The organism is Roseomonas sp. SRI_022, assembly GCF_057586215.1.
In genome coordinates, this window is sequence record NZ_JBYCZL010000030.1 from 25,491 (window position 1) to 50,902 (window position 25,412).

Sequence of the window (25,412 nt, forward strand, 5' to 3'; positions counted from 1 at the left end):
CCGGAGGGAGGGACACTGGATGTCCGACGATCAGGCGCTGTTCGACAAGGGTCTGCCCATTCGCCGTGCGGTGCTTGGCGCCGACTACGTGGATTCGTCCATGGCCAAGGCCGACGAGTTCATGATGTCCTTCCAGCGCGCGACGACCGCCTGGGCCTGGGGCTGGGCTTGGGGCGACCCGACGCTGGACCGCAAGACGCGTTCGCTGCTGAACCTCGCCATGCTGACTGCGCTGGGCAAGATCCCGGAGGTGAAGCTGCACGTGAAGGGCGCGCTGAACAACGGCATCACGGTCGATGAGATCAAGGCGACGCTGCTGCACGCCACTGCCTATTGCGGCATCCCCGCCGGTCTCGACGCCTTCAAGGCGGCGCATGAGGTGCTGGTCGCCGAGGGCGCCATCCCGGGGAAGAAGTAAGCCATGGCCGTCATCAGGAAGGTCGCCTTCGTCGGCATCGGCAACATGGGCTGGCCGATGGCGGCCAACCTGGTGAAGGCCGGCTTCGACGTCACCGTCGCCGACGTGGTGCCGGGCCGTGCCGACGCCTTCGCCGCCGAAACGGGCGGCAAGGCCGGGACCAGCCCGGCAGAGGCCGCATCCGGCGCGGATGCGGTCGTCATCATCGTCCCGACGTCCAAGCATGTCGGCGAGGCAGTGGACGCGATGGCCCCGTCGCTGGCGGCCGGCATGCTGGTCATCGACATGACCTCCGGCCAGCCGGGCCGCACGCGGGAGATCGCGGCGGCGCTCGCCGCGAAGGGTGTGGCGATGATCGACTGCCCGGTCTCGGGCGGCGTGCCGCGCGCCAAGACTGGTCAGCTCGCCATCATGGCCGGCGGCGAGGAGGCGGATCTCGATCGCGCCGATGCCGTGCTGAAGGCGATGGGCACCTCCATCCATCGCTGCGGGCCGATCGGTGCGGGGCAGGCGATGAAGGCGCTGAACAACCTCGTCAGCGCCGGCGGCTACCTGATCGGTATCGAGGCGCTGCTGATCGGCCAGCGCTTCGGCCTCGATCCCGCGAAGATGGTCGATGTGCTGAACGCTTCGACGGGGATGAACAATTCGACGCAGAAGAAGTTCAAGGAATACGTGCTGTCGCGCCGCTTCGACGCGGGCTTCGGGCTGGACCTGATGGTCAAGGACCTGTCGATCGCGCTGGAAGTGGGGCGCGAGACGACGACGCCGACACCCTTCGCCGCGCTGTGCCGGGAGATGTGGGCCTCGGCGGCCGCGATGCTCGGACCGGGCGCGGACCACACGGCGGTCGCGAAATTGTCGGAACAGATGTCGGGCACCGTGCTCGGGGGGAACAAAGAGAAATGACCTGGGAAGCCTACGCCATCCGCTATGGGCGGCATGAGCGCACCGCGCAGTCCAACCACCTGCTGCCGTTGCCCGACCCGCATGAGGCGATGCCGCTTGACTACTATGTCTGGCTACTGCGTGGCCCCGGTGGCCGCGAGATCGTGGTCGACACCGGCTTCGACGCGGAACTGGCGGTGAAGCGCGGGCGCAAGCTGTCGCGTTCGGTCGGCGAGTGCCTGACCTCGATGGGCACCGATCCGGCCAAGGTGCAGGACGTCATCGTGACGCATCTGCATTACGACCATGCCGGAAGCCTCGGCATCTTCCCCGCCGCGCGCTTCCACCTGCAGGAACGCGAGATGCACTTCGCCGTCGGGCGGCACATGTGCGTCCACGCCATCCGCATGCCCTTCGAGGCGGATCACGTCGTCGCCATGGTCCGTGCGCTCTATGCCGACCGCGTGGAATTCCACGATGGCGACGCCGAGATCGCGCCCGGGGTTACGGTGCACCGGGTCGGCGGCCATTCGGACGGGCTTCAGGTGGTGCGGGTCGAGACGGCGCGCGGGCCGGTGGTCATCGCCTCCGACGCCATGCACTTCTACGCCAATGCGCTGAGCGGCAATCCCTTCCCGATCATCTTCGACCTCGGCGCCATGGCGGCGGGGTGGCGCACGGCGAAGAAACTGGCGGGCGGCGACGACAGCCGGGTCATCCCCGGCCACGACCCGGCGGTGCGCGATCGCTTCCCGCCCGTCGCGGGGCAGAATGGCGAAGTCGTCGCCCTGCACCTTCCACCGGTCGGCTGACCGGCGGCGCGGCGGGCTGCTACTGGAGGAAGACGACCACCCCGGACAGCAGCCCGGCGACGCAAAACATCAGCGACAGGCCGGGCCAGGTGCGCATCGGCCCGCGCATGGCGATCAGCGCGTTCACCGCGAGCGACACCATCACGGCGGCAACGGGCTGCGACCAGTGGTAGCGCAGGAATCCCCAGGCGATCAGGGCGACCCACATCAAGAAGGCCCCGCGCGCCGCCAGGCCCCAGACCATGTCCGATGCGGCGGAAGCCGGCCGCATCTCCGGCGCAACGGAACGCGTGCGGATGAAGCTGCCCGCCGAGAGCAGCATCATCGCCAGGAAATAGGAGGACATCGCCCTCACTTGCGTCGCGTACGCCTTCCGCGCAAGACCCCGGGCGCCGTGCCGCGGCATCGCGCTGTGAAGCAATTCATAGGATCAGGACCCTGACCGCATCCTCGCCCGCCATTCTCCAGGTGCTGCCCTCGCTCGTCTCGGGCGGGGTGGAGCGTGGCACGCTGGAGATCGCCGAGGCGCAGATCGCCGCGGGCTTCCGCGCCTTCGTCGCGTCAGCCGGCGGGCCGTTGGTGCCGGCGCTCGAAGCACTGGGCGCGCGGCACCTGACCCTGCCGCTCCGCACCAAGTCGCCCATGGGCATCTGGCACAATGCGGGGTCGCTCGCGGCGCTTGCGCGGGCGGAAGGAATTGACATCCTGCATGCGCGATCGCGCGCGCCGGCCTGGTCGGCGCTGCTGGCGGCGCGGCGGGTCGGCGCACGCTTCGTCACCACCTATCACGGCACCTACAACGAAGGTTTCCCGGGCAAGCGGCTGTACAACTCGGTGATGGCGCGGGGCGATCGTGTCATCGCCATCAGCCGCTTCATCGCCGGCGTGGTGCGCGACCGGCACGGCGTCGGCCAGGACCGGCTGCGCATCATCCCCCGTGGCGTGGATGAACGTCGCTTCGACGCCGCCGCCGTCGCGCCGGACCGGGTCGCGGCGCTCCGCGCGGCCTGGGGTGTCGTACCTGGCCGGCCCGTGGTGATGCTGCCTGGCCGGGTGACGCGGTGGAAAGGGCAGGGCGTGCTGGTCGAGGCCATGGCTCGCCTGCCCGGCGATGCCCAGGCCCTGCTGGTCGGCGACGCCGAGGGCAAGGCAGGTTTTCGCGAGGAACTTCAGGCCCGCATCGCCGCGCTGGGCCTTGGCAGCCGGGTCCGGCTGGTCGGCCATGCCGCGGACGTGCCGGCCGCACTCCTGCTGGCCGACGTGGTGGTGCATGCCTCCACCGATGCCGAGGCCTTCGGCCGGACGGTGATCGAGGCGCAGGCGATGGAACGCTGCGTCATCGCGAGCGACCTCGGTGGCCCGACCGAAACGGTGGAGGAGGGCGTCTCCGGCTGGCGCGTGCCGCCGGGCGACCCCGCGGCGCTGGCGGCGGCGATCGGCCGCGTGCTGGCGATGACGGCCGAGCAGCGCGCCTGCGCCGGCGCGCGGGCGCGGGCGGCCGTGCTGGCCGGCTACACCAAAGCGCGGATGCAGGCGGCGACGATCGCGGTGTACCGGGAATTGCTGTGATGCGGGTGCTGGTCATCAAGCTCGCGGCGCTCGGCGACTTTGCCCAGGCCTTCGGGCCTTTCGCGGCGATCCGGGCGCATCACCCGGGCGCGCGGATCACCCTGCTGACGACGAAGCCCTATGCGCCGCTGGCGCGGATGTCCCCCTGGTTCGATGAGGTGTGGGAGGATGGGCGGCCCGACTGGATCGACCTGCCCGCGGTGTTCCGCCTGGCGCTCCGGCTGCGCGGCGCCGGCTTCGACCGCGTCTATGATTTGCAGACCTCCTCCCGGTCGTCCCGGTATCGCTGGTTCGTCGGGCGGCGGGCGGAATGGTCGGGCATCGCGCCCGGCGCCTCCCACACCCACGCCAACCCGCAGCGCGACCTGATGCACACGGTCGAGCGGCAGCGCGAACAGTTGGAGATGGCCGGGATCAACGACTTCCCGGAGCCGGACCTGTCCTGGCTGGACGCCGATGTGCAGCGCTTCGGCCTGCCGCAACACTTCTGCCTGCTGGTGCCGGGCGCATCCCCCGGCCGCCCGGCGAAACGCTGGCCGGAGGACCGCTTCGGTGCCCTGGCGGCAGGGCTGGACCTGCCGGCGGTGGTGATCGGCGGGCCGGCGGAAGGCCCGCTCGCCGCAGCGATCGTGGCGGCCGCGCCGGGGACGGTGGACCTGACCGGACGGTCCAGTTTCGCCGATATCGCGGCCCTGGCCCGCCGGGCCGCGTTCTGTGTCGGCAACGATACCGGGCCGACCCACCTCGTCGCGGCCTGCGGCTGTCCGACGCTCGCGCTGTTCGGGCAGGACAGCGATCCGGCGCTCTGCGCCCCGCGTGGCCCGCGCGCCACCTTCCTGCGCCATGTGCCGCTATCCGGGCTGGATCCGGCCACGGTGGCGGCTGCGGCGGCCCGGCTGACTTGACCCGGCGGGGCGCGGTGCCCATGGTCCGCGCCCGCTTTTCCCCAAAAGGAGATGGACTTCCGATGCCCGCGATCACCCTGCCTGATGGTTCCGTCCGGTCCTTCGATGGGCCGGTGACGGGCACGCAGGTCGCGGCCGCCATCGGGCCGGGACTCGCCAAGGCCGCGCTTGCCATGCAGGTGGACGGGGCGACCCTGGACCTGGCGCGGAACATCGAATCCGACGCCTCCATCCGCTTCATCACCCGCAAGGACCCCGAGGCGCTCGACCTGATCCGCCACGATGCCGCCCATGTGCTGGCGGAGGCGGTGCAGGAACTCTACCCCGGCACCCAGGTGACGATCGGCCCGTCGATCGAGAACGGCTTCTATTACGACTTCGCCCGGAACGAGCCCTTCACCCCGGAGGATTTCGCCGGGATCGAGGCGAAGATGCGCGAGATCATCGCGCGCAACGCCGGCTTCGAGCGCATCGTCACCACCCGCCACGAGGCCATGGCGCTGTTCGAGGCCAAGGGCGAGAAATACAAGGTCGAACTGATCCGCGACCTGCCGCAGGGCGAGACCATCACGCTCTACAAGCAGGGCGACTGGATCGACCTCTGCCGCGGCCCGCACATGCGTGGCACCGGCGATGTCGGCGGCGCCTTCAAGCTGATGAAGGTGGCCGGCGCCTATTGGCGCGGCGACCACCGCAACGCGATGCTGTCGCGCATCTACGGCACCGCTTGGCGCGACCAGAAGGAACTCGACGCCTACCTCCACCAGTTGGAGGAGGCGGAGAAGCGCGACCACCGCAAGATCGGCAAGGAGATGGGGCTGTTCCATCTCCAGGAGGAAGCGGTCGGCTCGGTCTTCTGGCACCCCAAGGGGTGGCGGCTGTACCGCACCGTCGAAGCCTATATGCGCCGCCGGCTCGACATCGCCGACTACCAGGAGGTGAAGACGCCGCAGCTGGTGGACCGCAGGCTGTGGGAAGCCTCGGGCCATTGGGAGAAGTTCCGCGAACACATGTTCGTCGCGACGGTCGAGGACGAGTCCGAGAAGGACCGCGTCCTCGCGTTGAAGCCGATGAACTGCCCCTGCCATGTGCAGATCTTCAATCAGGGGCTGCGGTCCTATCGCGAATTGCCGCTGCGCATGGCGGAATTCGGCGCCTGCCACCGGTATGAACCCTCGGGTGCGCTGCACGGCATCATGCGCGTGCGCGCCTTCACCCAGGACGACGCGCACATCTTCTGCTCGGAAGACCAGATCGCCGATGAGACGGTGCGCTTCGTGGCGCTGCTGTCCTCCATCTATCGCGACTTCGGCTTCGCCGAGTTCCGCGTGAAGTTCTCCGACCGCCCGGCCAAGCGCGCCGGGTCGGACGAGGTGTGGGACCAGGCGGAAGGCGCGCTGAAGGAAGCCTGCCGCATCGCCGGCGTGGAATACGAGTTGAACCCGGGCGAGGGCGCCTTCTACGGCCCCAAGCTGGAATTCGTCCTGCGCGACGCGATCGGCCGCGACTGGCAGTGCGGCACCTTGCAGGTGGACTTCGTCCTGCCGGACCGCCTCGATGCCGAATACGTGGCCGAAGACGGGTCGCGGAAGCGCCCGGTCATGCTGCACCGCGCGATCCTCGGGTCCTTCGAACGCTTCCTCGGCATCCTGATCGAGCAGCATGCGGGGCGCTTCCCGCTATGGCTCGCGCCGGTGCAGGTGGTGGTGACGACCATCGTCTCGGACGCCGACGACTATGCGCGCCAAGCCGCCGCCGCCCTGCAGAAGGCCGGCGTGGCGGTCGCGCTCGACCTGCGGAACGAGAAGATCAACCGCAAGGTCGTGGACCACATCGACCAGCGCGTGCCGGTGCTGGCCGTGGTCGGCCGCCGGGAAGCCGAGGAGGGCACGCTGGTCCTGCGCCGCCTGCCGGGCCGCGAGCAGGAGACGCTGCCGCTGGCCGAGGCGGTCGCGCGGCTGAAGGCCGAGGCCACCCCGCCGGACCTCGCCGGCTGAGGCACGACCGCCACGCGCGCCGGCCCTGCGCGGCCGGCCGCGCATCACATGTTGCGGCGGCGTGAGCGCCGTTCCATATATCCGCGCTACTGAGCCCGAAACTGCGACAGGAGACGACCATCCCGCGACCCCCCATGCCCGCCGCCCAGGCCCCGACCCGTGACGGCCCGCGCATCAATGACGAGATCCGCGTCCCCCAGGTGCGCCTGATTGACCAGCACGGCGAGATGCAGGGCGTCCTGACCGCGCGTGAGGCGCTGATCCGCGCCTATGACGTCGGCCTCGACCTGGTCGAGATCTCCCCCAACGCGGTGCCGCCTGTCTGCAAGATCCTCGACTACGGCAAGTACAAGTACGAGCAGCAGAAGAAGGCGAACGAGGCGCGGAAGAAGCAGAAGGTCGTCGAGATCAAGGAAATCAAGGTCCGTCCGAACATCGACGACCACGACTACGATGTGAAGATGCGCCAGATGAAGACCTTCATCTCGGAAGGCGACAAGGTGAAGGTGACGCTGCGGTTCCGTGGCCGCGAGATGGCGCACCAGGACCTGGGCGCCAAGGTGCTGGAGCGCATCCGCAACGAGCTGACCGAGACCACCAAGGTCGAGCAGTTCCCGCGGATGGAAAACCGCCAGATGATCATGGTGCTGGCGCCGAAGTGACAGGCGGGGGAGGGGTCACCCTCCCCGTGTCATTTTTATCACTTTAGGTTTTAGGACTTTATCACTTTATCCGGCCATTGCCGCGCGAGGTTCGCGGGTGTGACCGTGATGGTATTCCTATGCGCGCATGACGTGGCCGATTCAAGCTGCGGCGTGGCTTCCCTGGACCGGGGAATGGCCGTGCCGGCAGGATGTCGCCATGTCCGTCGCCCTTGTTCTTCCTGGTCGGGCTGGGATGCACCGGAACCGCATTGGCGGCGCCTTACGGTGTCATGCGGCTTGCTCGATCGCGCGGAGGCCGCCGCGGCGGCGGGCGACATCGCTGCCGCGGCTCATTTCTTCCGCTTGGCGGATGTCCAGATCGATAAGGCCATCGCGCTGGCGTCGGCCGCGAACGCCCTGCCAGCGGATGGCGTGGCGCGATTGCGCGAGATCGCCTGGCGCCTCGCCGATGGCGGCCCTGAGCCGACGCGCGGCCATGCAATCGAGTTCCGATGCGCCGAGGATGGCGACGAGATCTCGGTCTGGCTGACGATCGGCCGGGTCGGTCCCGAGACCTGTGCCTTGCTTGGCGCCCTGATCGGACCGGACGGCCAATAGCCGTCACGGTCAATCGTCGTCGCCGAGCTGGTCGGCCGCCCCTTCGGTGACGACCCGGACCAGCCGGGCCAGCAAGGCGGCGAGCTGGGCGCGTTCGTCCGGCGTCAGCCCCTCGAGGAGTTGCGCCTCCACGGCCATGTCCTCGCGGAACGCCGCCTCGGCAAGCCTGCGCCCTCCCGGCGTCAGCTCGACGAGTAGGCTGCGGCCGTCATACCCGCAGCGCTGGCGCGCGATCAGCCCGGCCTTGCGCAGCCGGTCGAGCCGGTCGGTGAGTCCGCCCGAGGATATCATCAGCGAGCCGTAGAGGTCGGTCGGGCGCAGCGTGTAGGGCGGCCCCGAGCGCAGCAGCGTCGCCAGGACGTCGAACTCCCCGGCGTCCAGGCCGTGACGGGCGAAGACAGCCTCGATCGGCCCTCGTGCGAGGAGCGTCGCGAGGCGCGCGCGGCCCAGGATCGCCATGCCGATCGTGTCCACCTCGGGCAACTCGGCGCGCCATTGGTTGCGCCGTTGCTCAATATGGTCGGGGCGCGGGCTGTCCGGTTGTCTTGACATCGAGATAGTTCGCTGATTATCTTGGTGTCAAGATATCTCGACCCCGCCCGCCTCTCAAGCACGCATCGGCGAAGGATGACCCATGACCATTGGTGCCAAGTTCGGCTGGGGACTGACCGGCCTGTTCACCCTGTTCATGCTCGGCGCGTCGGTCGCGCCGAAGCTGACCGGCATGGCGGTGGCCGATGAGACGATGGTCGCGCTCGGCTGGGATCCGCGCTTCGTCCTGTTCATCGGCGTCTTGGAGCTGGCGCTCGTCGTGCTCTACCTGCACCCGCGGACGAGCATCCTCGGCGCGGTGCTGATGACGGCCTTGCTGGGCGGGGCGATCGCGACGCAGCTTCGGGCCGGGCAGCCGCTGTTCAGCCATGTGCTGTTCGGGGTCTATCTCGGCCTGGTCATGTGGGGCGGGTTGTGGCTCCGCGATCCGGCGGTGCGGGCCTTGCTGCCGGTCCGTGCCGGCTGATTGGGGAGCACGCGCCATGTCCTTCCAGGCTTACCTCGACAACATCGAGAAGAAGACCGGCACGACCCCCGACCAGTTCCGGCGGCTTGCCGAGGCCAAGGGTTTCGCGACATCGGAAGGCCTCGCCCCCGGCATCAAGGCGGGTCAGATCATCGCTTGGCTCAAGGCTGATTTCGGGCTTGGCCATGGGCACGCCATGGCCATCGTGGCGCTGCTCAAGGGATCAAAGGCCGCTTCCGGATCGCCCTGATCCGAGACCTCATGGATCAGGATTTCCAGAAGGTGCTTGGGATCGGCGCCACTCACGAGGTCTTTTCCCCGACTGCCGAACCGTCGAGAAACCTCCATATCTCGTCACCGATATCCGGTGGCCACGCCGCGAGCATGGCAGTCAGGCGGCTCCGCGCACCCGCGAACAGCGCACGGGTGGCCTCTTCGAAGCCAGGACGGTCCCCTGCCATGGCTGACATGAACCGGTAGGCGGCGTCGGTGCGTGCCTGGGCAGCGCTGGCGCCCCCTTTGCGGGCGGCCTCGACCAATCTTCGCAGGGTGATCGAAGCGCCTCCTGGTTGGCGCGCCAGCCAGTCCCAGTGGCGCGGCAGCAGTGTCACCTCACGGGCGACCACGCCGAGCTTCGGGCGACCACGTCTGGCGGGGGCGGCTTCGGAACGCGTGTATCGCGCCGCCACTTCCTGCTCGGTTCCACGAAGGTCGAGGTCTACGACCTCGGCCGTGTCCCGATTGAACACGACGATTGTCACACTCGGATCGTCGTCCTGAACTCGCCGGGCCGCGGCCGCCGTCTCGGCCAGTTCGCCGGCGGCAATGCGCGCAGATCCCGCGAACGCCACAAAGCGCGTTGGCGACGGTTCGATGTCCGGAGCGTCGTCGCTGTCGATCATTTCCTCTATTTACCCGGGTAAAATTGCCAGTCAATATCACCCGGATGAAAATAGGAGACGATCATGGACCGGCAAAGCCGAAAGGCAGCCATCGCCACCTTCAAGGAGCGCAAGTCGGCATGCGGCGTGTTTGCGGTCATCTGCAACGCGACGGGCGAGGCCTGGGTCGGCCACAGCCGCCACGTGCACAACCACCAGAACGGCCTGTGGTTCGCACTCAGGCTGGGCATGAGCCCGCACGCGTCGTTGCAGGCCGCCTGGAGGCAGTATGGCGAGCAGGCGTTCAGGTTCGAGGAACTCGAACGCCTCCGGGATGATTTCCCGGAGATCGCCCGCATGGACGAGTTGAGGAAGCGCCAAGCTCTGTGGGGATCCCGGCTCCAGGCGAAGGCGCTGTAAACGGCGGCCGGTTCACCGGCCAGTGGCTGCGGGGCGCCGTGTCCCGCGCGGGTTCTTGCGCAGCCCGAGGGGCGGCGCCCCTCCGGTTCTGCCTTGACCGCAGGGCTCCCCCCGCCGTAAACGCCCCATTCTCTCGGTTCGCCCTGAACCGTTGGTCCGGTCCCTCATGGGCTGGGCTCCGCCGCTCCGCGAAGGCTCGCGCAGCGGCGCGTAACCTTTTGGGGCGGCCGCAACGCGTTGTGAAGGACTGAGCGGGCGCCACGATGTTCGAGGCATTGTCCGGCAAGCTGAACGGGGTTTTCGACCGGCTGCGCCGCCGCGGCGCGCTGTCGGAGGCCGACGTGTCGGAGGCGCTGCGCGAGGTCCGCGTCGCGCTGCTGGAGGCCGACGTCGCGCTGCCGGTGGTCCGCGACCTCGTCAACAAGGTCCGCGAGCGTTCGGTGGGGCAGGAGGTCATCCGCTCCGTCTCCCCGGCCCAGCAGGTCATCAAGATCGTCAACGACGCGCTGGTGGAAGCGCTCGGCGGTGGCGAGGGCGATGACGGCAAGCGCGGCATCGACCTGAACGCGCCGTCCCCCGTGCCGATCCTGATGGTCGGGCTGCAGGGGTCGGGCAAGACGACCACCTCGGGCAAGATCGCGCTGCGGCTGCGGTCGAAGGACAAGAAGAAGGTCCTGCTCGCCTCGCTCGACGTGCATCGCCCGGCGGCGCAGCTGCAGTTGGCCACGCTTGCGCAGCAGGCCGAGGTCACCTCGCTGCCGATCATCGCCGGCCAGACGCCGATGCAGATCGCCATGCGCGCGATGGATCTCGGTCGGCGCGAGCTCTACGACGTCGTCATCCTCGACACCGCCGGCCGCCTGGCGATCGACGAGGCGCTGATGGAGGAGGTGGCGCAGGTCAAGCTCGCCACCAACCCGCACGAGACGCTGCTGGTCGTGGATGCCATGACCGGCCAGGACGCGGTGAACACCGCGAAGGCCTTCCAGGACAAGGTGGGCGTTACCGGCATCGTCATGACGCGCATCGACGGCGATGCGCGCGGCGGTGCGGCGCTGTCCATGCGCGCCGTCACGGGCGCGCCGATCAAGCTGCTGGGCGCGGGCGAGAAGCTCGACGCGCTCGAGGACTTCCACCCCGACCGCATCGCGTCCCGCATCCTCGGCATGGGCGACATCGTCTCCCTGGTCGAGAAGGCCGCGGCGACGATCGACCAGGCGGAGGCCGAGAAGCTCGCGGCCCGGATGCAGAAGGGCCAGTTCACGCTGGAAGATTATGCGTCCCAGCTGAAGCAGATCGGCAAGATGGGCAGCCTGCAGGGCATCCTCGGGATGCTGCCGGGTGTGGGCAAGATCAAGCAGCAGCTGAACGACGCGAACCTGGATACGTCCATCCTGGGGCGTCAGGCGGCGATCATTTCCTCGATGACGCCGCGCGAACGGCGCACGCCGGACCTGATCAAGGCGTCGCGCAAGAAGCGCATCGCCGCGGGGTCCGGGACCTCGGTTCAGGAAGTGAACAAGCTGCTCAAGCAGTTCGACGACATGTCCGCGATGATGAAGCGGATGAACAAGCTCGGCCAGAAGGGGCTGATGCGTGGCGGGCTCGCCGCGCTTCTTCCCGGTGCCGGTAACAAACGACCCTTCTAGAGACAGACGACGAAAGGAAGCCTCATGGGCCTCAAGATCCGCCTCGCCCGCGCCGGTGCGAAGAAGCGCCCCTACTATCACATCGTGGTGGCCGACAGCCGTTCGCCGCGCGATGGCCGCTTCATCGAGCAGGTCGGCTCCTACAACCCGATGTTGCCGGCCGACCATGCCGAGCGCATCCGCCTGAAGGATGAGCGCCTGAAGCACTGGCTGGGCCAGGGTGCCGTGGCGACCGACCGCGTCGCGAAGTTCCTCGGCAAGGCCGGCCTGGCGCCGATGCCGGTGTTCGCCGAGCAGCCGAAGCAGTCCGCGCCGAAGAAGAAGGCGCAGGAACGCGCTGCCGCCGCCGCCGCTGCCGCGGCCGGCTGAGGCGCGCCGGGCGGGGTGAGCTGACGTGTCGGTGAAGCGCGTGATGGTGGGGGAGATCGGCAGGCCGCATGGCGTGCGCGGCCTCGTGCGCCTGCGCGCCTTCACCGAGGACCCGGCTGCCATCGCCGCCTATTCCCCGCTGACCGACGAGGCCGGGACGCGGCGCTTCGTCCTCACGCTCAAGGGCGGCGACCTTGCCGCCATCGAGGGTGTCGCCGATCGCGATGCGGCGCAGCGCCTGACCGGGACACGGCTGTTCATCGAACGCGACCGCCTGCCGGCGACGGAGGAGGAGGAGTTCTACCTGACCGACCTGATCGGCCTGCCGGCCGTGACGGAGGCGGGAGAGCGCCTCGGCACCATCCGCGCGGTGGAGGATCACGGCGCCGGCCCCTTCCTGATCGTCGCGGGCGACCGCGCCGAGCACCTGCTGCCCTTCACCAAGGCCGTGGTGCCGGTGGTGGATGTCGCGGGCGGGCGGGTCACGGTGGTGCCGCCGGGCGAGATCATCGTCCAGCCGCAGCCGGGGGAGGACGCGGCATGACGTGGCATGCGTCGATCCTGACGCTGTTTCCGGAGATGTTCCCCGGGCCGCTGGGGCTGTCGCTGGCCGGCCGCGCGCTGGGCAACGGCACCTGGTCGATCGACACCCACGACATCCGCGGCTTCGCTACCGACCGTCATCGCACTGTCGATGACACGCCGGCCGGCGGTGGGGCGGGGATGGTGATGCGCCCGGATGTGCTGGACACGGCGATCGGCGGGGTGATGCCGCACGGCGACGCCCGTCCGCTGATCTACCTGACCCCGCGCGGACGGCTGCTGGACCAGGCGCTGGCCCGGTCGCTCGCCGAAGGGCCTGGCTGCGTCCTGCTCTGCGGCCGCTACGAAGGCATCGACCAGCGCGTCATCGAGGCGCGCGGCATGGTCGAGGTCTCGATCGGCGACTACGTGCTGAGCGGCGGCGAGACGGCCGCGCTGGTGCTGCTCGACGCCTGCGTCCGGCTGCTGCCGGGCGTGATGGGGGCGGCCGACAGCGCGGCGGAGGAAAGTCACGGCGCCGAGGGGCTGCTGGAATACCCGCACTACACCCGGCCCGCCGAATGGCAGGGCCGGGCCATCCCGGATGTGCTCCTGTCCGGCCATCACGCGGAGATCGCGCGCTGGCGCCGGGCGGAGAGCGAGCGGATCACGAAGGAGCGCCGACCCGACCTGTGGGCACGGCACGAAGCGAAACAACGCGGGGCTGGGGGCATGGACGGCCACCCCGCCGCCGCCTAAGAGAATCAAGGAAAGGATAGGGTCATGAACCTTCTGGAGCAGTTCGAGGCCGATCAGCTGGCCCGCCTCACCGCCGCCCGCGCCACCCCGGACTTCGCGCCGGGCGACACCGTCCGCGTGATGGTGAAGGTGCAGGAAGGCGAGCGCGTCCGCACCCAGGCCTATGAAGGCGTGGTGATCGCGCGCAACAACAAGGGCGTGCAGAGCAACTTCACGGTTCGCAAGCTGTCCTACGGCGAGGGTGTGGAGCGCGTGTTCCCGCTGTATTCGCCGAACGTGGCCGAGATCCAGGTGGTCCGCCGCGGCAAGGTGCGCCGCGCGAAGCTGTATTACCTGCGTGGCCGCACCGGCAAGTCGGCGCGCATCGCCGAGAAGCTGGGCACCAAGCCGGATGCCAAGGCCGCCCCTGCCGCGACGGCCGAGGGCTGACTATCTAAGGGGTGCTGCGATCCGCGCAGCACCCGCGGGTGACTATTCGGGAGAAAGCGATGTCAGCGCAGAAGCCGCGCACTTTGTTCGACAAGATCTGGGACGCCCATGTGGTGGACACCCTCCCGGACGGCACGGCACTGCTCTACATCGACCTTCACCTTACCCATGAAGTCACCACGCCGCAGGCCTTCGACGGCCTGCGCGCGGCCGGGCGCGGCATCCGCCGCCCCGATGCGACGCTCGGCGTGATCGACCACAACATCGCGACCGACGCGTCGCGCTATACCGGCATCGTCGATCCCGAGAGCGCGCTGCAGGTGGCGACGCTCGAGAAGAACGCCGCCGAATTCGGCATGCCGCTGATCCCGCTGCTGGATGAACGGCAGGGCATCGTGCATGTGATCGGGCCGGAGCTCGGCCGGTCGCTGCCGGGCATGACCATCGTCTGCGGCGACAGCCACACCAGCACGCATGGTGCGATGGGCGCGCTCGCCTTCGGCATCGGTACGTCCGAGGTGGAGCACGTGCTCGCCACCCAGACGCTGCTGCAGAAGCCGGCGAAGAACATGCGCATCAGCGTCGATGGCAACCTCGCCTTCGGCTGCTCGGGCAAGGACATCGTGCTCGCCATCATCGGCAAGATCGGCACGGCCGGCGGTACCGGCCATGTCATCGAATACGCCGGCGACGCGATCCGGGCGCTCGACATGGCCGGGCGCATGACGGTGTGCAACATGTCGATCGAGGGCGGTGCCCGCGCCGGCATGGTCGCCCCCGACCAGACGACCTACGACTACATCGCGAAAACGCCGAACGGGCCGAAGGGTGCCGCGTTGGCGCGCGCGATGGAGTGGTGGAAGACGCTGCCGTCCGACGCCGGCGCGCATTTCGACACCGAGCTGAAGCTCGACGCCCATGCGATCGCGCCGCAGGTGACGTGGGGGACGAACCCCGAAGCCGTGCTGCCGATCACCGGCGTGGTGCCGAACCCGGCGGATGTGTCGGATGAAGCCAAGCGCGTCCAGATGGAGCGCATGGTCCAGTACATGGGCCTCACGCCGGGCCAGCGGCTGCAGGACCTGAAGGTGGACGTCGTCTTCATCGGCTCCTGCACCAATTCCCGCATCGAGGACATTCGTGCTGCCGCCGCCATCGCCAAGGGCCGCCGCGTGGCCGATGGCGTGCGCGCCATGGTCGTCCCCGGCTCGGGCCTGGTGAAGAAGGCCGCGGAGGCCGAGGGCCTCGACCGCATCCTCAGGGAAGCGGGCTTCGAGTGGCGCGAGGCCGGCTGCTCCATGTGCCTCGGCATGAACCCGGACAAGCTGACGCCGGGCCAGCGTTCGGCGAGCACGTCCAACCGTAACTTCGAAGGCCGCCAGGGGCCCGGTGGGCGCACGCACCTGCTGTCGCCCGCCATGGCCGCGGCGGCCGCGCTGGCGGGGCATCTCGCCGATGTGCGCGACTATCAGCCGAAGGAGACCGTGTGATGCAGGCCTTCACGACGCTGACGGGCATCGCCGCCCCGCTTCCCAAGGCGAATGTCGACACCGACCAGATCATCCCGGCGCGCTTCCTGAAGTCGATCTCGCGCAACGGCTTCGGCAAGAACCTCTTCGCCAACTTCCGCTACAAGGAAGACGGCAGCGAGAACCCCGACTTCGTCCTGAACCAGGAACCGTACCGGCGCGCGGAAGTGCTCATCTCCTTCGAGAACTTCGGCTGCGGTTCCTCGCGTGAGCACGCGCCCTGGGCGCTGCTGGACTTCGGCATCCGCTGCGTCATCGCGCCGGACTTCGCGGACATCTTCCACAACAACTGCTTCAAGAACGGCGTGCTGCCGGTGCGGCTTCCGAAGGAAGTCTGCGCGCAGCTCATGGAAGACGCGAAGCTCGGCGCCAATGCCCGCATCACCGTCGATCTCGAACGCGAGGTGGTGGTGCGCCCGAATGGCGAGGAGATCCCCTTCAAGATCGACCCGCTGCGCCGGCACCTGCTGCTGAACGGCCTCGACGACATCGGCCAGACGATGCAGCACGCCCCGGCCATCGACAGCTTCGAAGCGAAGCAGAAGGCCGCCCAGCCCTGGCTCTACGCCTGAGCTGACCCTTTCTGCGGGCGGCGTCCACCCGGGGCGTCTCCCGACCGACCAGGAGACGTTCCCGAACATGCCTTCGAACAAGAAGCTTCTCATCCTGCCCGGCGACGGGATCGGGCCCGAGGTGATGCGCGAAGTCCGCCGCGTCATCGACTGGATGGGCCGGCGCCGCGCCGTGTCCTTCGACATCGAGGAACGCCTGGTCGGCGGCTCGGCGATCGACGCGGAAGGCACGCCCTGCTCCGACGAGACGGTGGCCCGCGCCAAGGCGGTGGACGCCGTGCTGTTCGGCTCCGTCGGCGGCCCGAAGTGGGACGGCCTGCCGTTCGAACAGCGCCCCGAACTCGGCGTGCTGCGGCTGCGCAAGGATCTCGGCCTCTTCGCCAACCTGCGCCCGGCGGTGGTGCTCGACCCGCTGGTGGAGGCCTCCTCCCTGAAGGCGGACGTGGTGCGCGGCGTGGACATCATGGTCGTCCGCGAATCCACCGGCGGCATCTATTTCGGCGAGCCGCGCGGCGTCGAGACGCTGGCCGACGGCAAGCGCCGCGGCTTCGACACCGACGTGTATCATGAGGATGAGATCGCCCGCGTCGCCCGCGTCGCCTTCGACCTCGCGCGCCAGCGCCGCAAGAAGGTGACGTCGGTCGAGAAGGCCAACGTCATGCAGTCCGGCCGCCTGTGGCGCGCCGTGGTGGGTGAAGTCCACAAGGCCGAATACGCCGATGTGGAGCTCGAGAACATGTACGCCGACAACTGCGCCATGCAGCTCTGCAGCCGGCCGAAGCAGTTCGACGTCATCCTCGGCAACAATCTGTTCGGCGACGTGCTGTCGGACCTCGCCGCGGCGCTGACCGGCTCGCTTGGCATGCTGCCCTCGGCGACGCTCGGCGCGGTCGATCCGGCCACCGGCAAGCGCCATGCGCTGTACGAACCGATCCACGGTTCCGCCCCCGACATCGCGGGCAAGGGCATCGCCAATCCGCTGGCGCAGATCCTGTCCTTCGCGATGCTGCTGCGCTGGTCCTTCGGCATGGAGGAAGACGCCACCCTGGTCGAGGCCGCGGTGGGTAAGGTGCTGTCGGGCGGCTTGCGCACGGCCGACATCATGCAGGCCGGCATGGCCCGCGTCGGCACCTCCGTCATGGGTGAGGCGGTGGTGCGCGAGCTCGACAAGCTCGCGGCCTGATACCGGTCAGCCTCGCGGCTGACTCGCTATCAGAATCCTGGTTTCGCGCGCAGCCGCCACACCAACCCTGCGCGCCATACCATGCCCGTATGATGCGGCGCTGCGGCCCCCGCGACGGGGCCGCAGCCCATCTCCTGACATCCTGTTCATATCGCGTCACGCGTTCACGATTTCGCGTGACTGCGAACCGCCGCGGGATCAATGTCCCGCGCGAAGATCGCGTTTCCGTCGCTCACCGCATTGATTGGCATTCACGGGTCGAATGTCGCCGGACCGCGCTCCCTGCGCGGCCGCTGCAATCGGGAGGAGGACCGCAATGGGCTACCATCTCAAGGGTGAGCTGCTCGAGGTCTGCGACTGCAACACCCTTTGCCCCTGCTGGATCGGCGAGGATCCGGACAACGGGACGTGCCGCTCCTCGCTCGCCTATCACATCGACAAGGGCGAGATCGAAGGGCTCGACGTCTCGGGCCTGAATTTCGGCGTCGCGGTCTTCATCCCGGGCAATGTCCTGGCCGGCAAGTGGCGCGTCATCCGCTATGTCGATGACCGCGCGACGCCGCAGCAGGAAGTGGCCCTGCTCAAGGCGTTCCGCGGTGAACTCGGCGGCCCGATCGCCGACCTGGTCGCCCTGGTGGGGGAGGAGGTGGCGGCACGCCGCGCGCCCATCACCTTCGAGGTCCGGCAGGGCAAGGGCACGCTGCGGATCGGCGATGCCGTGCATGCCGAGATGGAACCCTATCGTGGCCCGACCGGCGAACCCACCCGGCTGGTGGAGAGCATCTTCTCGACCATTCCCGGCTCGCCTGCCTATGTCAGCAAGGCCTCCGAGTTCCGCCTGACGCAGCCGGAACTCGGCATCGACCTGAAGCTGCAGGGCCACAACGCGATCCAGGGGCTGTTCGAGCTGAACGGCTGACCGGCCGGCAGCGGTGCACGGCCCTTCGACATCAGGCGGCCTGACGCCGCACGATCGCGTCTTCGTGCCGCTCTTCGCCGGCATGGTCGTGATGGCCTGGGCGGCACTGGGGGCGTGGGACCTCTCGCCCTATGCCCGCTACCTCGACCATGACTGGACGCGGCTCGGCCTGGCGGGGAGCCTGTGCAGCGCGCTGCCGGCTGGGGAGCTGGTCGCGCCGGCGCTGCTCTATGCCGGCGGCTGGGTGGTGATGACGGCGGCGATGATGCTGCCCACGACGCTGCCGCTCGCCATGGTGTTCCGCCGGATGACCGCGAATCGCCCCGATGCCGGGTGGCTGATGGCGCTGCTGTTCGGCGGCTACCTGCTCGCCTGGTTCGGATTCGGCCTCGTGGCGCATCTGCTCGGCATGGCGCTGCTGGCGCTGGCGCGCGGCTCCCTGTGGCTGACCTTCAACGGCTGGGCGGTCGGATTCGTCATCCTGCTGATGGCGGGGCTGTTCCAGTTCTCGCCGCTGAAATACCGCTGCCTCGATGGCTGCCGCTCGCCGCTCGCCTTCGTGCTCGCCCGCTGGATCGGGCGGCGGCCGAAGGCCGAGGGCCTGCGCATCGGCTTCGCCCACGGCGTCTACTGCGTCGGCTGCTGCTGGCTGTTGATGCTGCTGATGTTCGTGGTCGGCACCGGCAGCCTCGGCTGGATGCTCGCACTCGGCGCGCTGATGGCGCTGGAGAAGAACAGCCGCTGGGGACGGCGGCTGGCCGCGCCGATCGGCGTTGGCCTGCTGCTCGCGGCGGCTGGCGTCGCCATCACCGGCCCGGGGATATGAGGAAGCTGACAGGAAGGCGCCGGGTGGGGGTTGCGGAGGTTCGTCACCTCCGCTATTCCCCCGGCCTCGCCGCGGTGGCGGCACGGGCGCCCGTAGCTCAGCTGGATAGAGCACCAGACTACGAATCTGGGGGTCAGAGGTTCGAATCCTTTCGGGCGCGCCATTCCTCCCAACACCGCCGCGCCAGATGCGCCCGTAGCTCAACTGGACAGAGCACCAGACTACGGATCTGGGGGTTGGGAGTTCGAATCTTCCCGGGCGCGCCAGAATTCCGCCAATCCGGAACACGGCTGAGCACTCGGTTCCCGTGAATGGAACTGACGGTCGCGGAAGCCACGCCACAATCCCGACGTGACGTGCCGCCGACGCCCGCGATGCCGTGGCCCGAAGCCTTCCGTCTCATAAATCCAGCGTATTCGGGTTCACACCCTGAACCGGGCCAATGTAGTTTTCGAAGACGCCCTTGAGGCGTTCGACGCGCGCCCGGTCGCGCATGAACTCGCGAAAGCCGGCCGGTGATGTATTGGGATAGTGCCGGACGTGGCGGAAGCCGGCCGGAATGGCGACGTCCTCGCGGGCCGGCCACTGGAACACACTTTCCTGTTGGGAACGCGACAGCCAGAACGAGAGGTAGAGGCGCGCCGCCCACTTGTTGCGAGACGCCCTGACGATGGCACCCGTCTGATACCAGGATTGAAAGAAGGTCCGCTCCGGAATGCGGAAGCGCAGCGGGTTGCCGGGCTGATCGATGAGGGTGTTGTAGGTCGTGAAGGAAACCTTCTTCTTCCCGGTCGCGATCAGGTGCGCAGGGGTCTGCGTGCCACGCACCCATTCCACCTCCTGCGTCAGCAGCGCTTCCAGCCACTCCCAGCCAAACTGGCCGACCAACTGTTCGAACTGATAGAGAACGGCATCATCGTCATGGGGGTAGGTCAGGACAATCTGACCCTTCCACTTTGGATCGAGATAGTCCTCCGCCTCGATCGGCGCCTCCGCGTCAGTGACGGCACGTGAGTCGTAGACATTCGAGAAGGCGAACACGAACAACGGGACGAAGAATCCGTCCGGATCGATGAAGTGTTCCGGCGCGTGCTCCAGGCCCAGCGGCCGGTAGCGTTCAAGTGTGCCGTTATTTTTCCAATAGTCGAAATCCTGCAGCGACTGAAGGTGGATCACGTCGGGGACCTGGCGCTTCGTCCGCAGGCGATGATCCAGAGTCGCATCATGGTATTTGGAGAGCTCAACGACAGCCTTAATTGGTAATTTCGGAAATCGTCTTGAAAATGCAGTCGTGTACATCAGAGATTGGGATTTGGCGTCTCCACCCGCCCATACGAGCAAATCCTCCTTGCCACTGACCGCATTCTTGTAGAGATGATCGAGATGTTGTTGTTCGTTGGTCTCGACATCGCTCATGGCTTTCTTCCCATTGGAATGAGGCGTGGCGGTGATTATTGTTGGATTATAGGCCGATTTGGACTAGGCTATCCTCATCTCGATGACCGGGCCATCGAAATTGATGCACGCATCATGGAACGATCGACATGACGGTCATGCCTGCACTTTTCCTCGGCCACGGAAGCCCGATGAACACGCTGGAGGACAACGGCTACACGCGGGCGTGGAACAGGCTCGGGCAGGCGCTGCCGCGGCCGCGCGCGGTGCTGGTGGTGTCGGCGCATTGGTTCATCGGCGCGACCGCCGTGACCGCCATGGCCCGCCCGCGCACGATCCACGACTTCTACGGCTTTCCCGATGAGCTGTTCGCCTTCGACTATCCCGCACCCGGCCTTCCGGAACTGGCCGGCGAAGTGGCCGAGGTCGTCAAGCCGCATTGGGTTGGCGCCGACCATGATCAATGGGGGCTCGACCACGGCGCTTGGAGCGTCCTGGCGCATGTTTTTCCGAAGGCCGATGTCCCGGTGGTCCAACTGTCGATCAACGCACTGAAGCCTCTGGACTATCACCTCGACCTTGCCAGGAAGCTGAACCCGTTGCGCAAGCGGGGCGTGATGGTCGTTGCGAGCGGCAACGTCGTGCACAATCTGCGCCGCATCGAGTGGAACCGCCCGGATGCCGGTGCTGACTGGGCGCATCGCTTCGATGATATGGTGGCCCGCCAGATGGCCGAGGCGCCAGCCGATATTCTCAAGGCTGTCGAGCATCCCGACTATGCTATGGCGGTCCCCACGCCCGACCACTTCATCCCTCTGCTCTATGCGGCGGGGCTTGCGGCAGAAGACAGCGACGCGCGGGCTTTGCTGCGCGGCTATGCAATGGGATCACTGTCCATGACCTGCTACGGCGTGGGCATGAAAGGCGTGCCATGCGAAGAAGGGAACGGCGCCGCCCGGCTGCCCGGGGGGATACCGCCGGATCAGACCAATACCTAGGCCTGCCGGAATTCATCGAGCGCCGGCAATGACATGGCGGTGCCCTGTTTCATCCTGACAGGCGCGCCAAGCCTTCCGCCCCCGGTGATTCGATCCACCGGCCCCGGCGGCTGCCCCATTCCTGCCAGAATTACAAGACTGCAATTTGCGGTTGTGCCGCCTAGATCCCGTACATGACTACCGATGCTGTTCCCGAGATCGAGGCAGGCTGGGCGCTGTTCCTGGACCTCGATGGCACCCTTCTCGATCTGGCGCCCACACCGGATTCGGTGATCGTCCCACCCGGGCTTCCCGCCGTTCTGAGCCGGCTCGCCGCTGGCCTCGGCGGTGCCCTGGCGGTTGTGACCGGACGGGCGCGCGAAACGGCGGACCGCCTGTTGCGGCCCTGGCGCCCGGCCGGCGGCTTCAGCCATGGGGCCGAACTGCGCGACGCGGCGGGCCACCTCCTCGATGACGGCACGCTCGCATCCGTTCCGCCCGATTGGGTCGCGCATCTGGACCGGCAGGCCGCCGGTTGGCCCGGCGTGCTCGTCGAGCGCAAGCCGCACGGCGTCGCATTGCATTTTCGTGCCGCCCCGCAGCATGCGGACCAGTCGCGCGCGGCGATCGAGGCGCTGGTCGCCAGCCGCCCCGCGGAATTCGAGATGCTGCCCGCGCACATGGCCATCGAGATCCGCCCGCGCGGCGCGACCAAGGCCCGGGCGGTCGAGGCGCTGATGGCCACGCCGCCCTTCCTTGGCCGCCGCCCGGTCTTCGTCGGCGATGACGTCACCGATGAGGACGGCATGCGGGCGGCCCGCGGGCTTGGCGGCATGGGGCTGCAGGTCGGGCGCGACTTCCATGGCGGGCCGGCGGCGGTGCGCGATTGGGTCGCCCGCGGACAGGCACGCCTGGCGAAGGAGGCGACGCATGCCGGGACTTGATCTCGCCGCCATCGGCAACTGCGCCGTGGCCTCCCTGATCACCACCACCGGGCGCCACGCCTGGTTCTGCTTCCCGCGCCTGGATGCGGAGCCGGTGTTCAATGCCCTGCTGGGCGGGGAGGATCCGGAGCGCGGCTTCATGGATGTGCTGCTGCGCGACCAGGCCGGCAGCCGGCAGCGCTACCTGCGCAACACCGCGATGCTGGAGACGGTGCTGACCGATGCCAGCGGCGGCGGCATCCGCATCGTTGATGCCGCGCCGCGCTTCAGCCGCTTCGGGCGCATGTACCGTCCCCCGGCGCTGGTGCGGCGGATCGAGCCGGTCTCGGGCCGCCCGCGCATCCGCATCCGCATCCGGCCGTCCTTCGCCTATGGCAGCGACCCCGGCACCATGACGATCGGCAGCAACCATGTGCGCTACCGCGGCGCGGACCTGGTGCTGCGCCTGACCACCGATGCGCCGCTGAGCTACGTGACGGCGGAGGCGGAGTTCGGCCTCGACCGCCCGATCAACATCATCATCGGGCCGGATGAGAGCGTGCCGGAAGCGCCCGACACGGTCGCGCGACAGGCGCTGGCGGAGACCGAGGCCTACTGGATCGAATGGGTGCGCGGGCTGAACCTGCCCTTCGACTGGCAGGAGGCCGTGATCCGCGCCGCGATCACGCTCAAGCTCTGCTCCTTCGAGGATACCGGGGCGATCGTCGCGGCGCTCACGACCTCGGTTCCCGAATCCCCGCGCAGCGGGCGCTGCTGGGACTACCGCTTCTGCTGGCTGCGCGATGCCTTCTTCACGGTGGGCGCGCTCAATCGGCTCAATGCGACGCGCACCATGGAAGGCTTCCTGCGCTTCATCCTGGACACCGTGCCGGATGGTTCGGCCGGGCCGATCCCGCCATTGTTCCCCATCGCGCCGGGCACCCCGACCGATGAACGGACCGCCACCGCGCTGCCGGGGTTCCGCGGCGACGGGCCGGTGCGCATCGGCAATGCGGCGGTCTCGCAGCGGCAGAACGACAGCTACGGCGCCATCGTCATGGCGGCGACGCAGATGTTCTGGGACCAGCGGCTGAGCCGCACCGGCGATGTCGCGCTGTACCGGCAACTCGCCCGCATCGGACGGCATGCCGAACGCGACGCCTTCGAACCCGATGCCGGCCTGTGGGAATATCGCGGCCGCGCGGCGCCACACACGCATTCGGCGGCGATGTGCTGGGCGGCGCTCGACCGGCTCGGCGCCATCGCGCAGCATCTCGGCCTCGATGCCGAGGCACGGGATTGGGACCGCCGCGCCCAGGCGCTGCGCGGCCGCATCCTGGAGGCGGCGACGGTGCCGGGGGAGGGCTGGATCTCCGGCGTGCTGAACGGCGATTGCGTCGCCGATGCCTCGACCTTCCTGCTGCCGGAACTGGGGCTGATCAAGGCGACCGACCCGCTGTTCCTGCGCACGGTGGAGGTGCTGGAACGCCGCCTGGTCCGCGACGGCATCGTGCTGCGCTACGATCATGCCGATGATTTCGGCACGCCCGAGGTCGGCTTCCTCGTCTGCACCTTCTGGTACATCGACACCCTCGCGCGGATCGGGCGCAAGCAGGAGGCGCGCGCGGTGTTCGAACGCGCCCTGGCCTGGCGCAACCATGTCGGGCTGCTGTCCGAGGATGTGGACCCGGTCACCGGGGCGCTGTGGGGCAATTTTCCCCAGACCTATTCCCAGGTCGGGCTTATCCTGTCGGCAATGCGCCTGTCCCGCAGCTGGGAGGAGGGGTTGTGGCGCGCCTCGTGATCGTCTCGAACCGCGTGCCGCCGCCGCGCCGGAATGGCGGCGCGCATGCCGGCGGGCTCGCGGTCGCGCTGCAATCCTTCGTCGAACCCGGCACGCTGTGGTTCGGCTGGAGCGGGCGCGTCGTGGACAAGCCGTCCGACACCGCCCGCGCCACCGAGTCAGATGGGGTGACCTACGCGACGATCGACCTCGATTCGGAGGATTACGATCGCTTCTATGTCGGCTTCGCCAATTCCTCGCTGTGGCCGCTGCTGCATTTCCGGCTCGGCCTGATGCGCTACCGGCGCGAGGATTTCGAGGGCTACCTCGCCGTCAATCGCGACTTCGCCGATGCGCTGCTGAAGATGCTGCGCGAGGACGACATGGTGTGGGTGCACGACTACCACCTGATCCCGCTGGCGGCGGCGCTGCGCGAACGCGGCTTCACCGGGCGGATCGGCTTCTTCCTGCACGTCCCCTTCGTCCCGGCATCGGTGCTGGAGGCGCTGCCGCCGGCGCGCGAGCTGCTGTGCGCGCTGTGCGCCTATGACGTGGTGGGCTTCCAGACCGGCACGCATCTGCAGGACTTCCTCGGCTGCGCGCAGCGCTACACCGGCTTCACGGTGGAAGGCGAGGAAGTGGTCACGAACGGCCGGCGCCTGCGCGCCATCGCCGACCCGATTGGCATCGACGCGACCGGGTTCCACCGCGTCGCGGCGCGATCGGCCGGCACCGCCTATATCCAGCGCTTGCGGGACAGCCTCAGGGGCCGGGCGCTCGCGATCAGCGCGGAACGGCTCGACTATTCCAAGGGGCTGCCCAACCGCTTCGAGGGCTTCGCCCGGCTGCTGGCGCGCTTCCCGCAGCAGCAGCAGCGCATCTCCCTGCTGCAGATCGCCGCCCGGTCGCGGGAAGATGTGGCGGAGTACCAGGCGCTGCGGCATGAGCTCGATCGGCTTGCCGGGGACATCAACGGGCGCTTCTCGCGCTTCGACTGGATGCCGCTGCGCTACATGACCCAGACGGTGCCGCGCACGAAGCTCGCTGGGCTGTTCCGCATCGCCCGCATCGGCCTGGTGACGCCGCTGCGCGACGGGATGAACCTGGTGGCGAAGGAATTCGTCGCCGCGCAGGATCCGGCAGATCCCGGCGTGCTGATCCTGTCGCGCTTCGCCGGCGCGGCGGAGGAATTGACCGACGCCCTGCTGGTCAACCCCTATGATCCCGACGCCATCGCCGAGGCGATGAACGCCGCGCTCGAGATGCCGCTCGACGAACGCCGTGAACGCCACACGGCGCTGCGGCGCGCGGTGTTCGAGGTGACGGCGGCGCGATACTGCAACGTCTTCGTGGAGGCGCTGAAGGCGGCGTGAGTGCGGGCCGGGGCCGTTTCCGCGTGAGCGGAAC

29 protein-coding genes and 2 tRNA genes are annotated in these 25,412 nt (G+C 68.4%); 27 read left to right on the top strand and 4 right to left on the bottom strand.

What is annotated here, in order from left to right:
* Positions 1–19: 19 nt before the first annotated feature.
* The 3 genes from AC2YHJ_RS23225 to AC2YHJ_RS23235 are packed head-to-tail and all read left to right on the top strand — an operon-like array spanning position 20 to position 2,118.
* Positions 20–418, top strand: a complete 399-nt coding sequence (locus AC2YHJ_RS23225; protein ID WP_487398560.1) for a carboxymuconolactone decarboxylase family protein — start codon at positions 20–22, stop codon at positions 416–418.
* A gap of 3 nt (positions 419–421) precedes the next feature.
* A complete protein-coding gene (locus AC2YHJ_RS23230; protein ID WP_487398561.1) occupies positions 422–1,327 on the top strand; it encodes an NAD(P)-dependent oxidoreductase in 906 nt (301 codons plus the stop codon).
* The gene (locus AC2YHJ_RS23235; RefSeq protein ID WP_487398562.1) at positions 1,324–2,118 is read left to right on the top strand and encodes an N-acyl homoserine lactonase family protein; all 795 of its coding nucleotides are present in this window, start codon (positions 1,324–1,326) and stop codon (positions 2,116–2,118) included. Before AC2YHJ_RS23230 ends, AC2YHJ_RS23235 begins: the two co-directional genes overlap by 4 nt.
* Positions 2,119–2,137: 19 nt before the next feature.
* On the opposite strand, the gene AC2YHJ_RS23240 is transcribed toward AC2YHJ_RS23235, so the two are convergent.
* The gene (locus AC2YHJ_RS23240; RefSeq protein WP_487398563.1) at positions 2,138–2,464 is read right to left on the bottom strand and encodes a multidrug DMT transporter permease; all 327 of its coding nucleotides are present in this window, start codon (positions 2,462–2,464) and stop codon (positions 2,138–2,140) included.
* Between the two features lie 122 nt (positions 2,465–2,586).
* Here AC2YHJ_RS23240 and AC2YHJ_RS23245 point away from each other — a divergent pair, with 122 nt between their 5' ends.
* The 5 genes from AC2YHJ_RS23245 (at position 2,587) to AC2YHJ_RS23265 (ending at position 7,851) form a co-directional block, all read left to right on the top strand.
* Positions 2,587–3,687, top strand: a complete 1,101-nt coding sequence (locus AC2YHJ_RS23245; protein ID WP_487398564.1) for a glycosyltransferase family 4 protein — start codon at positions 2,587–2,589, stop codon at positions 3,685–3,687.
* Positions 3,687–4,592, top strand: coding sequence for a glycosyltransferase family 9 protein (locus AC2YHJ_RS23250; RefSeq protein ID WP_487398565.1), 906 nt, complete (start codon positions 3,687–3,689; stop codon positions 4,590–4,592). The genes AC2YHJ_RS23245 and AC2YHJ_RS23250 overlap by 1 nt, the downstream gene beginning before the upstream one ends.
* A gap of 62 nt (positions 4,593–4,654) precedes the next feature.
* Positions 4,655–6,589, top strand: coding sequence for a threonine--tRNA ligase (gene thrS, locus AC2YHJ_RS23255; protein ID WP_487398566.1), 1,935 nt, complete (start codon positions 4,655–4,657; stop codon positions 6,587–6,589).
* 134 nt (positions 6,590–6,723) lie between these two features.
* Positions 6,724–7,251 carry a translation initiation factor IF-3 gene (gene infC, locus AC2YHJ_RS23260; protein ID WP_487398567.1) on the top strand — a complete coding sequence of 176 codons (528 nt, stop codon included), beginning with the start codon at positions 6,724–6,726 and terminating at the stop codon, positions 7,249–7,251.
* Positions 7,252–7,530: 279 nt separating this feature from the next.
* Entirely contained in the window at positions 7,531–7,851 is a 321-nt protein-coding gene (locus AC2YHJ_RS23265; protein WP_487398568.1) for a hypothetical protein, read from the top strand.
* Positions 7,852–7,860: 9 nt separating this feature from the next.
* Here the strand turns inward: AC2YHJ_RS23265 and AC2YHJ_RS23270 are convergent, their stop codons facing one another.
* Positions 7,861–8,403, bottom strand: a complete 543-nt coding sequence (locus AC2YHJ_RS23270; protein WP_487398569.1) for a MarR family winged helix-turn-helix transcriptional regulator — start codon at positions 8,401–8,403, stop codon at positions 7,861–7,863.
* A gap of 82 nt (positions 8,404–8,485) precedes the next feature.
* Between AC2YHJ_RS23270 and AC2YHJ_RS23275 the strand changes: the two genes are divergently transcribed.
* Together AC2YHJ_RS23275 and AC2YHJ_RS23280 are read left to right on the top strand one after the other, a co-directional pair.
* Positions 8,486–8,869, top strand: coding sequence for a DoxX family protein (locus tag AC2YHJ_RS23275; protein WP_487398570.1), 384 nt, complete (start codon positions 8,486–8,488; stop codon positions 8,867–8,869).
* A gap of 16 nt (positions 8,870–8,885) precedes the next feature.
* The gene (locus tag AC2YHJ_RS23280) at positions 8,886–9,119 is read left to right on the top strand and encodes a DUF4287 domain-containing protein (protein WP_487398571.1); all 234 of its coding nucleotides are present in this window, start codon (positions 8,886–8,888) and stop codon (positions 9,117–9,119) included.
* A 52-nt stretch (positions 9,120–9,171) separates the two neighbouring features.
* Here AC2YHJ_RS23280 and AC2YHJ_RS23285 read toward each other — a convergent pair whose 3' ends face one another.
* Positions 9,172–9,771: a DUF2239 family protein gene (locus AC2YHJ_RS23285; protein WP_487398572.1), complete on the bottom strand. Its 600-nt coding sequence runs from the start codon at positions 9,769–9,771 to the stop codon at positions 9,172–9,174.
* A 63-nt stretch (positions 9,772–9,834) separates the two neighbouring features.
* Between AC2YHJ_RS23285 and AC2YHJ_RS23290 the strand changes: the two genes are divergently transcribed.
* The 13 genes from AC2YHJ_RS23290 (at position 9,835) to AC2YHJ_RS23350 (ending at position 19,193) form a co-directional block, all read left to right on the top strand.
* Positions 9,835–10,170, top strand: a complete 336-nt coding sequence (locus AC2YHJ_RS23290) for a GIY-YIG nuclease family protein (RefSeq protein WP_487398573.1) — start codon at positions 9,835–9,837, stop codon at positions 10,168–10,170.
* A gap of 263 nt (positions 10,171–10,433) precedes the next feature.
* Positions 10,434–11,819 carry a signal recognition particle protein gene (gene ffh / locus AC2YHJ_RS23295; RefSeq protein WP_487398574.1) on the top strand — a complete coding sequence of 462 codons (1,386 nt, stop codon included), beginning with the start codon at positions 10,434–10,436 and terminating at the stop codon, positions 11,817–11,819.
* Between the two features lie 24 nt (positions 11,820–11,843).
* On the top strand, positions 11,844–12,188 hold the full coding sequence (gene rpsP / locus AC2YHJ_RS23300; protein ID WP_487398575.1) for a 30S ribosomal protein S16: 345 nt from the start codon (positions 11,844–11,846) through the stop codon (positions 12,186–12,188).
* Positions 12,189–12,231: 43 nt separating this feature from the next.
* The gene (rimM, locus tag AC2YHJ_RS23305; RefSeq protein WP_487398597.1) at positions 12,232–12,732 is read left to right on the top strand and encodes a ribosome maturation factor RimM; all 501 of its coding nucleotides are present in this window, start codon (positions 12,232–12,234) and stop codon (positions 12,730–12,732) included.
* Positions 12,729–13,469, top strand: coding sequence for a tRNA (guanosine(37)-N1)-methyltransferase TrmD (gene trmD, locus AC2YHJ_RS23310; RefSeq protein ID WP_487398576.1), 741 nt, complete (start codon positions 12,729–12,731; stop codon positions 13,467–13,469). The genes rimM and trmD overlap by 4 nt, the downstream gene beginning before the upstream one ends.
* 24 nt (positions 13,470–13,493) lie before the next feature.
* Positions 13,494–13,898, top strand: a complete 405-nt coding sequence (gene rplS / locus AC2YHJ_RS23315; RefSeq protein WP_487398577.1) for a 50S ribosomal protein L19 — start codon at positions 13,494–13,496, stop codon at positions 13,896–13,898.
* A gap of 59 nt (positions 13,899–13,957) precedes the next feature.
* Complete coding sequence (gene leuC / locus AC2YHJ_RS23320) at positions 13,958–15,388, top strand: 3-isopropylmalate dehydratase large subunit (RefSeq protein ID WP_487398578.1); 1,431 nt, start codon at positions 13,958–13,960, stop codon at positions 15,386–15,388.
* Positions 15,388–15,999 (top strand): 3-isopropylmalate dehydratase small subunit, encoded by a 612-nt coding sequence (gene leuD, locus AC2YHJ_RS23325; RefSeq protein WP_487398579.1) that lies wholly within the window; start codon positions 15,388–15,390, stop codon positions 15,997–15,999. The genes leuC and leuD overlap by 1 nt, the downstream gene beginning before the upstream one ends.
* Before the next feature lie 67 nt (positions 16,000–16,066).
* A complete protein-coding gene (gene leuB, locus AC2YHJ_RS23330) occupies positions 16,067–17,182 on the top strand; it encodes a 3-isopropylmalate dehydrogenase (RefSeq protein WP_487398580.1) in 1,116 nt (371 codons plus the stop codon).
* A gap of 316 nt (positions 17,183–17,498) precedes the next feature.
* Positions 17,499–18,101 carry a DUF1326 domain-containing protein gene (locus AC2YHJ_RS23335; RefSeq protein ID WP_487398581.1) on the top strand — a complete coding sequence of 201 codons (603 nt, stop codon included), beginning with the start codon at positions 17,499–17,501 and terminating at the stop codon, positions 18,099–18,101.
* Positions 18,102–18,165: 64 nt separating this feature from the next.
* Positions 18,166–18,927: a DUF2182 domain-containing protein gene (locus AC2YHJ_RS23340; protein ID WP_487398582.1), complete on the top strand. Its 762-nt coding sequence runs from the start codon at positions 18,166–18,168 to the stop codon at positions 18,925–18,927.
* An 86-nt stretch (positions 18,928–19,013) separates the two neighbouring features.
* Positions 19,014–19,090, top strand: a tRNA-Arg gene (locus AC2YHJ_RS23345).
* A 26-nt stretch (positions 19,091–19,116) separates the two neighbouring features.
* A tRNA-Arg gene (locus tag AC2YHJ_RS23350) sits at positions 19,117–19,193 on the top strand.
* Between the two features lie 133 nt (positions 19,194–19,326).
* Here AC2YHJ_RS23350 and AC2YHJ_RS23355 read toward each other — a convergent pair.
* Positions 19,327–20,343 carry an ABC transporter substrate-binding protein gene (locus AC2YHJ_RS23355; protein ID WP_487398583.1) on the bottom strand — a complete coding sequence of 339 codons (1,017 nt, stop codon included), beginning with the start codon at positions 20,341–20,343 and terminating at the stop codon, positions 19,327–19,329.
* A 128-nt stretch (positions 20,344–20,471) separates the two neighbouring features.
* Between AC2YHJ_RS23355 and ygiD the strand changes: the two genes are divergently transcribed.
* The 4 genes from ygiD (at position 20,472) to AC2YHJ_RS23375 (ending at position 25,378) form a co-directional block, all read left to right on the top strand.
* Positions 20,472–21,320 carry a 4,5-DOPA-extradiol-dioxygenase gene (gene ygiD / locus AC2YHJ_RS23360; protein WP_487398584.1) on the top strand — a complete coding sequence of 283 codons (849 nt, stop codon included), beginning with the start codon at positions 20,472–20,474 and terminating at the stop codon, positions 21,318–21,320.
* A gap of 173 nt (positions 21,321–21,493) precedes the next feature.
* Entirely contained in the window at positions 21,494–22,243 is a 750-nt protein-coding gene (gene otsB / locus AC2YHJ_RS23365; protein WP_487398585.1) for a trehalose-phosphatase, read from the top strand.
* On the top strand, positions 22,230–24,026 hold the full coding sequence (locus tag AC2YHJ_RS23370) for a glycoside hydrolase family 15 protein (RefSeq protein WP_487398586.1): 1,797 nt from the start codon (positions 22,230–22,232) through the stop codon (positions 24,024–24,026). Before otsB ends, AC2YHJ_RS23370 begins: the two co-directional genes overlap by 14 nt.
* A complete protein-coding gene (locus AC2YHJ_RS23375) occupies positions 24,011–25,378 on the top strand; it encodes an alpha,alpha-trehalose-phosphate synthase (UDP-forming) (RefSeq protein WP_487398587.1) in 1,368 nt (455 codons plus the stop codon). Before AC2YHJ_RS23370 ends, AC2YHJ_RS23375 begins: the two co-directional genes overlap by 16 nt.
* Positions 25,379–25,412: the final 34 nt, after the last annotated feature.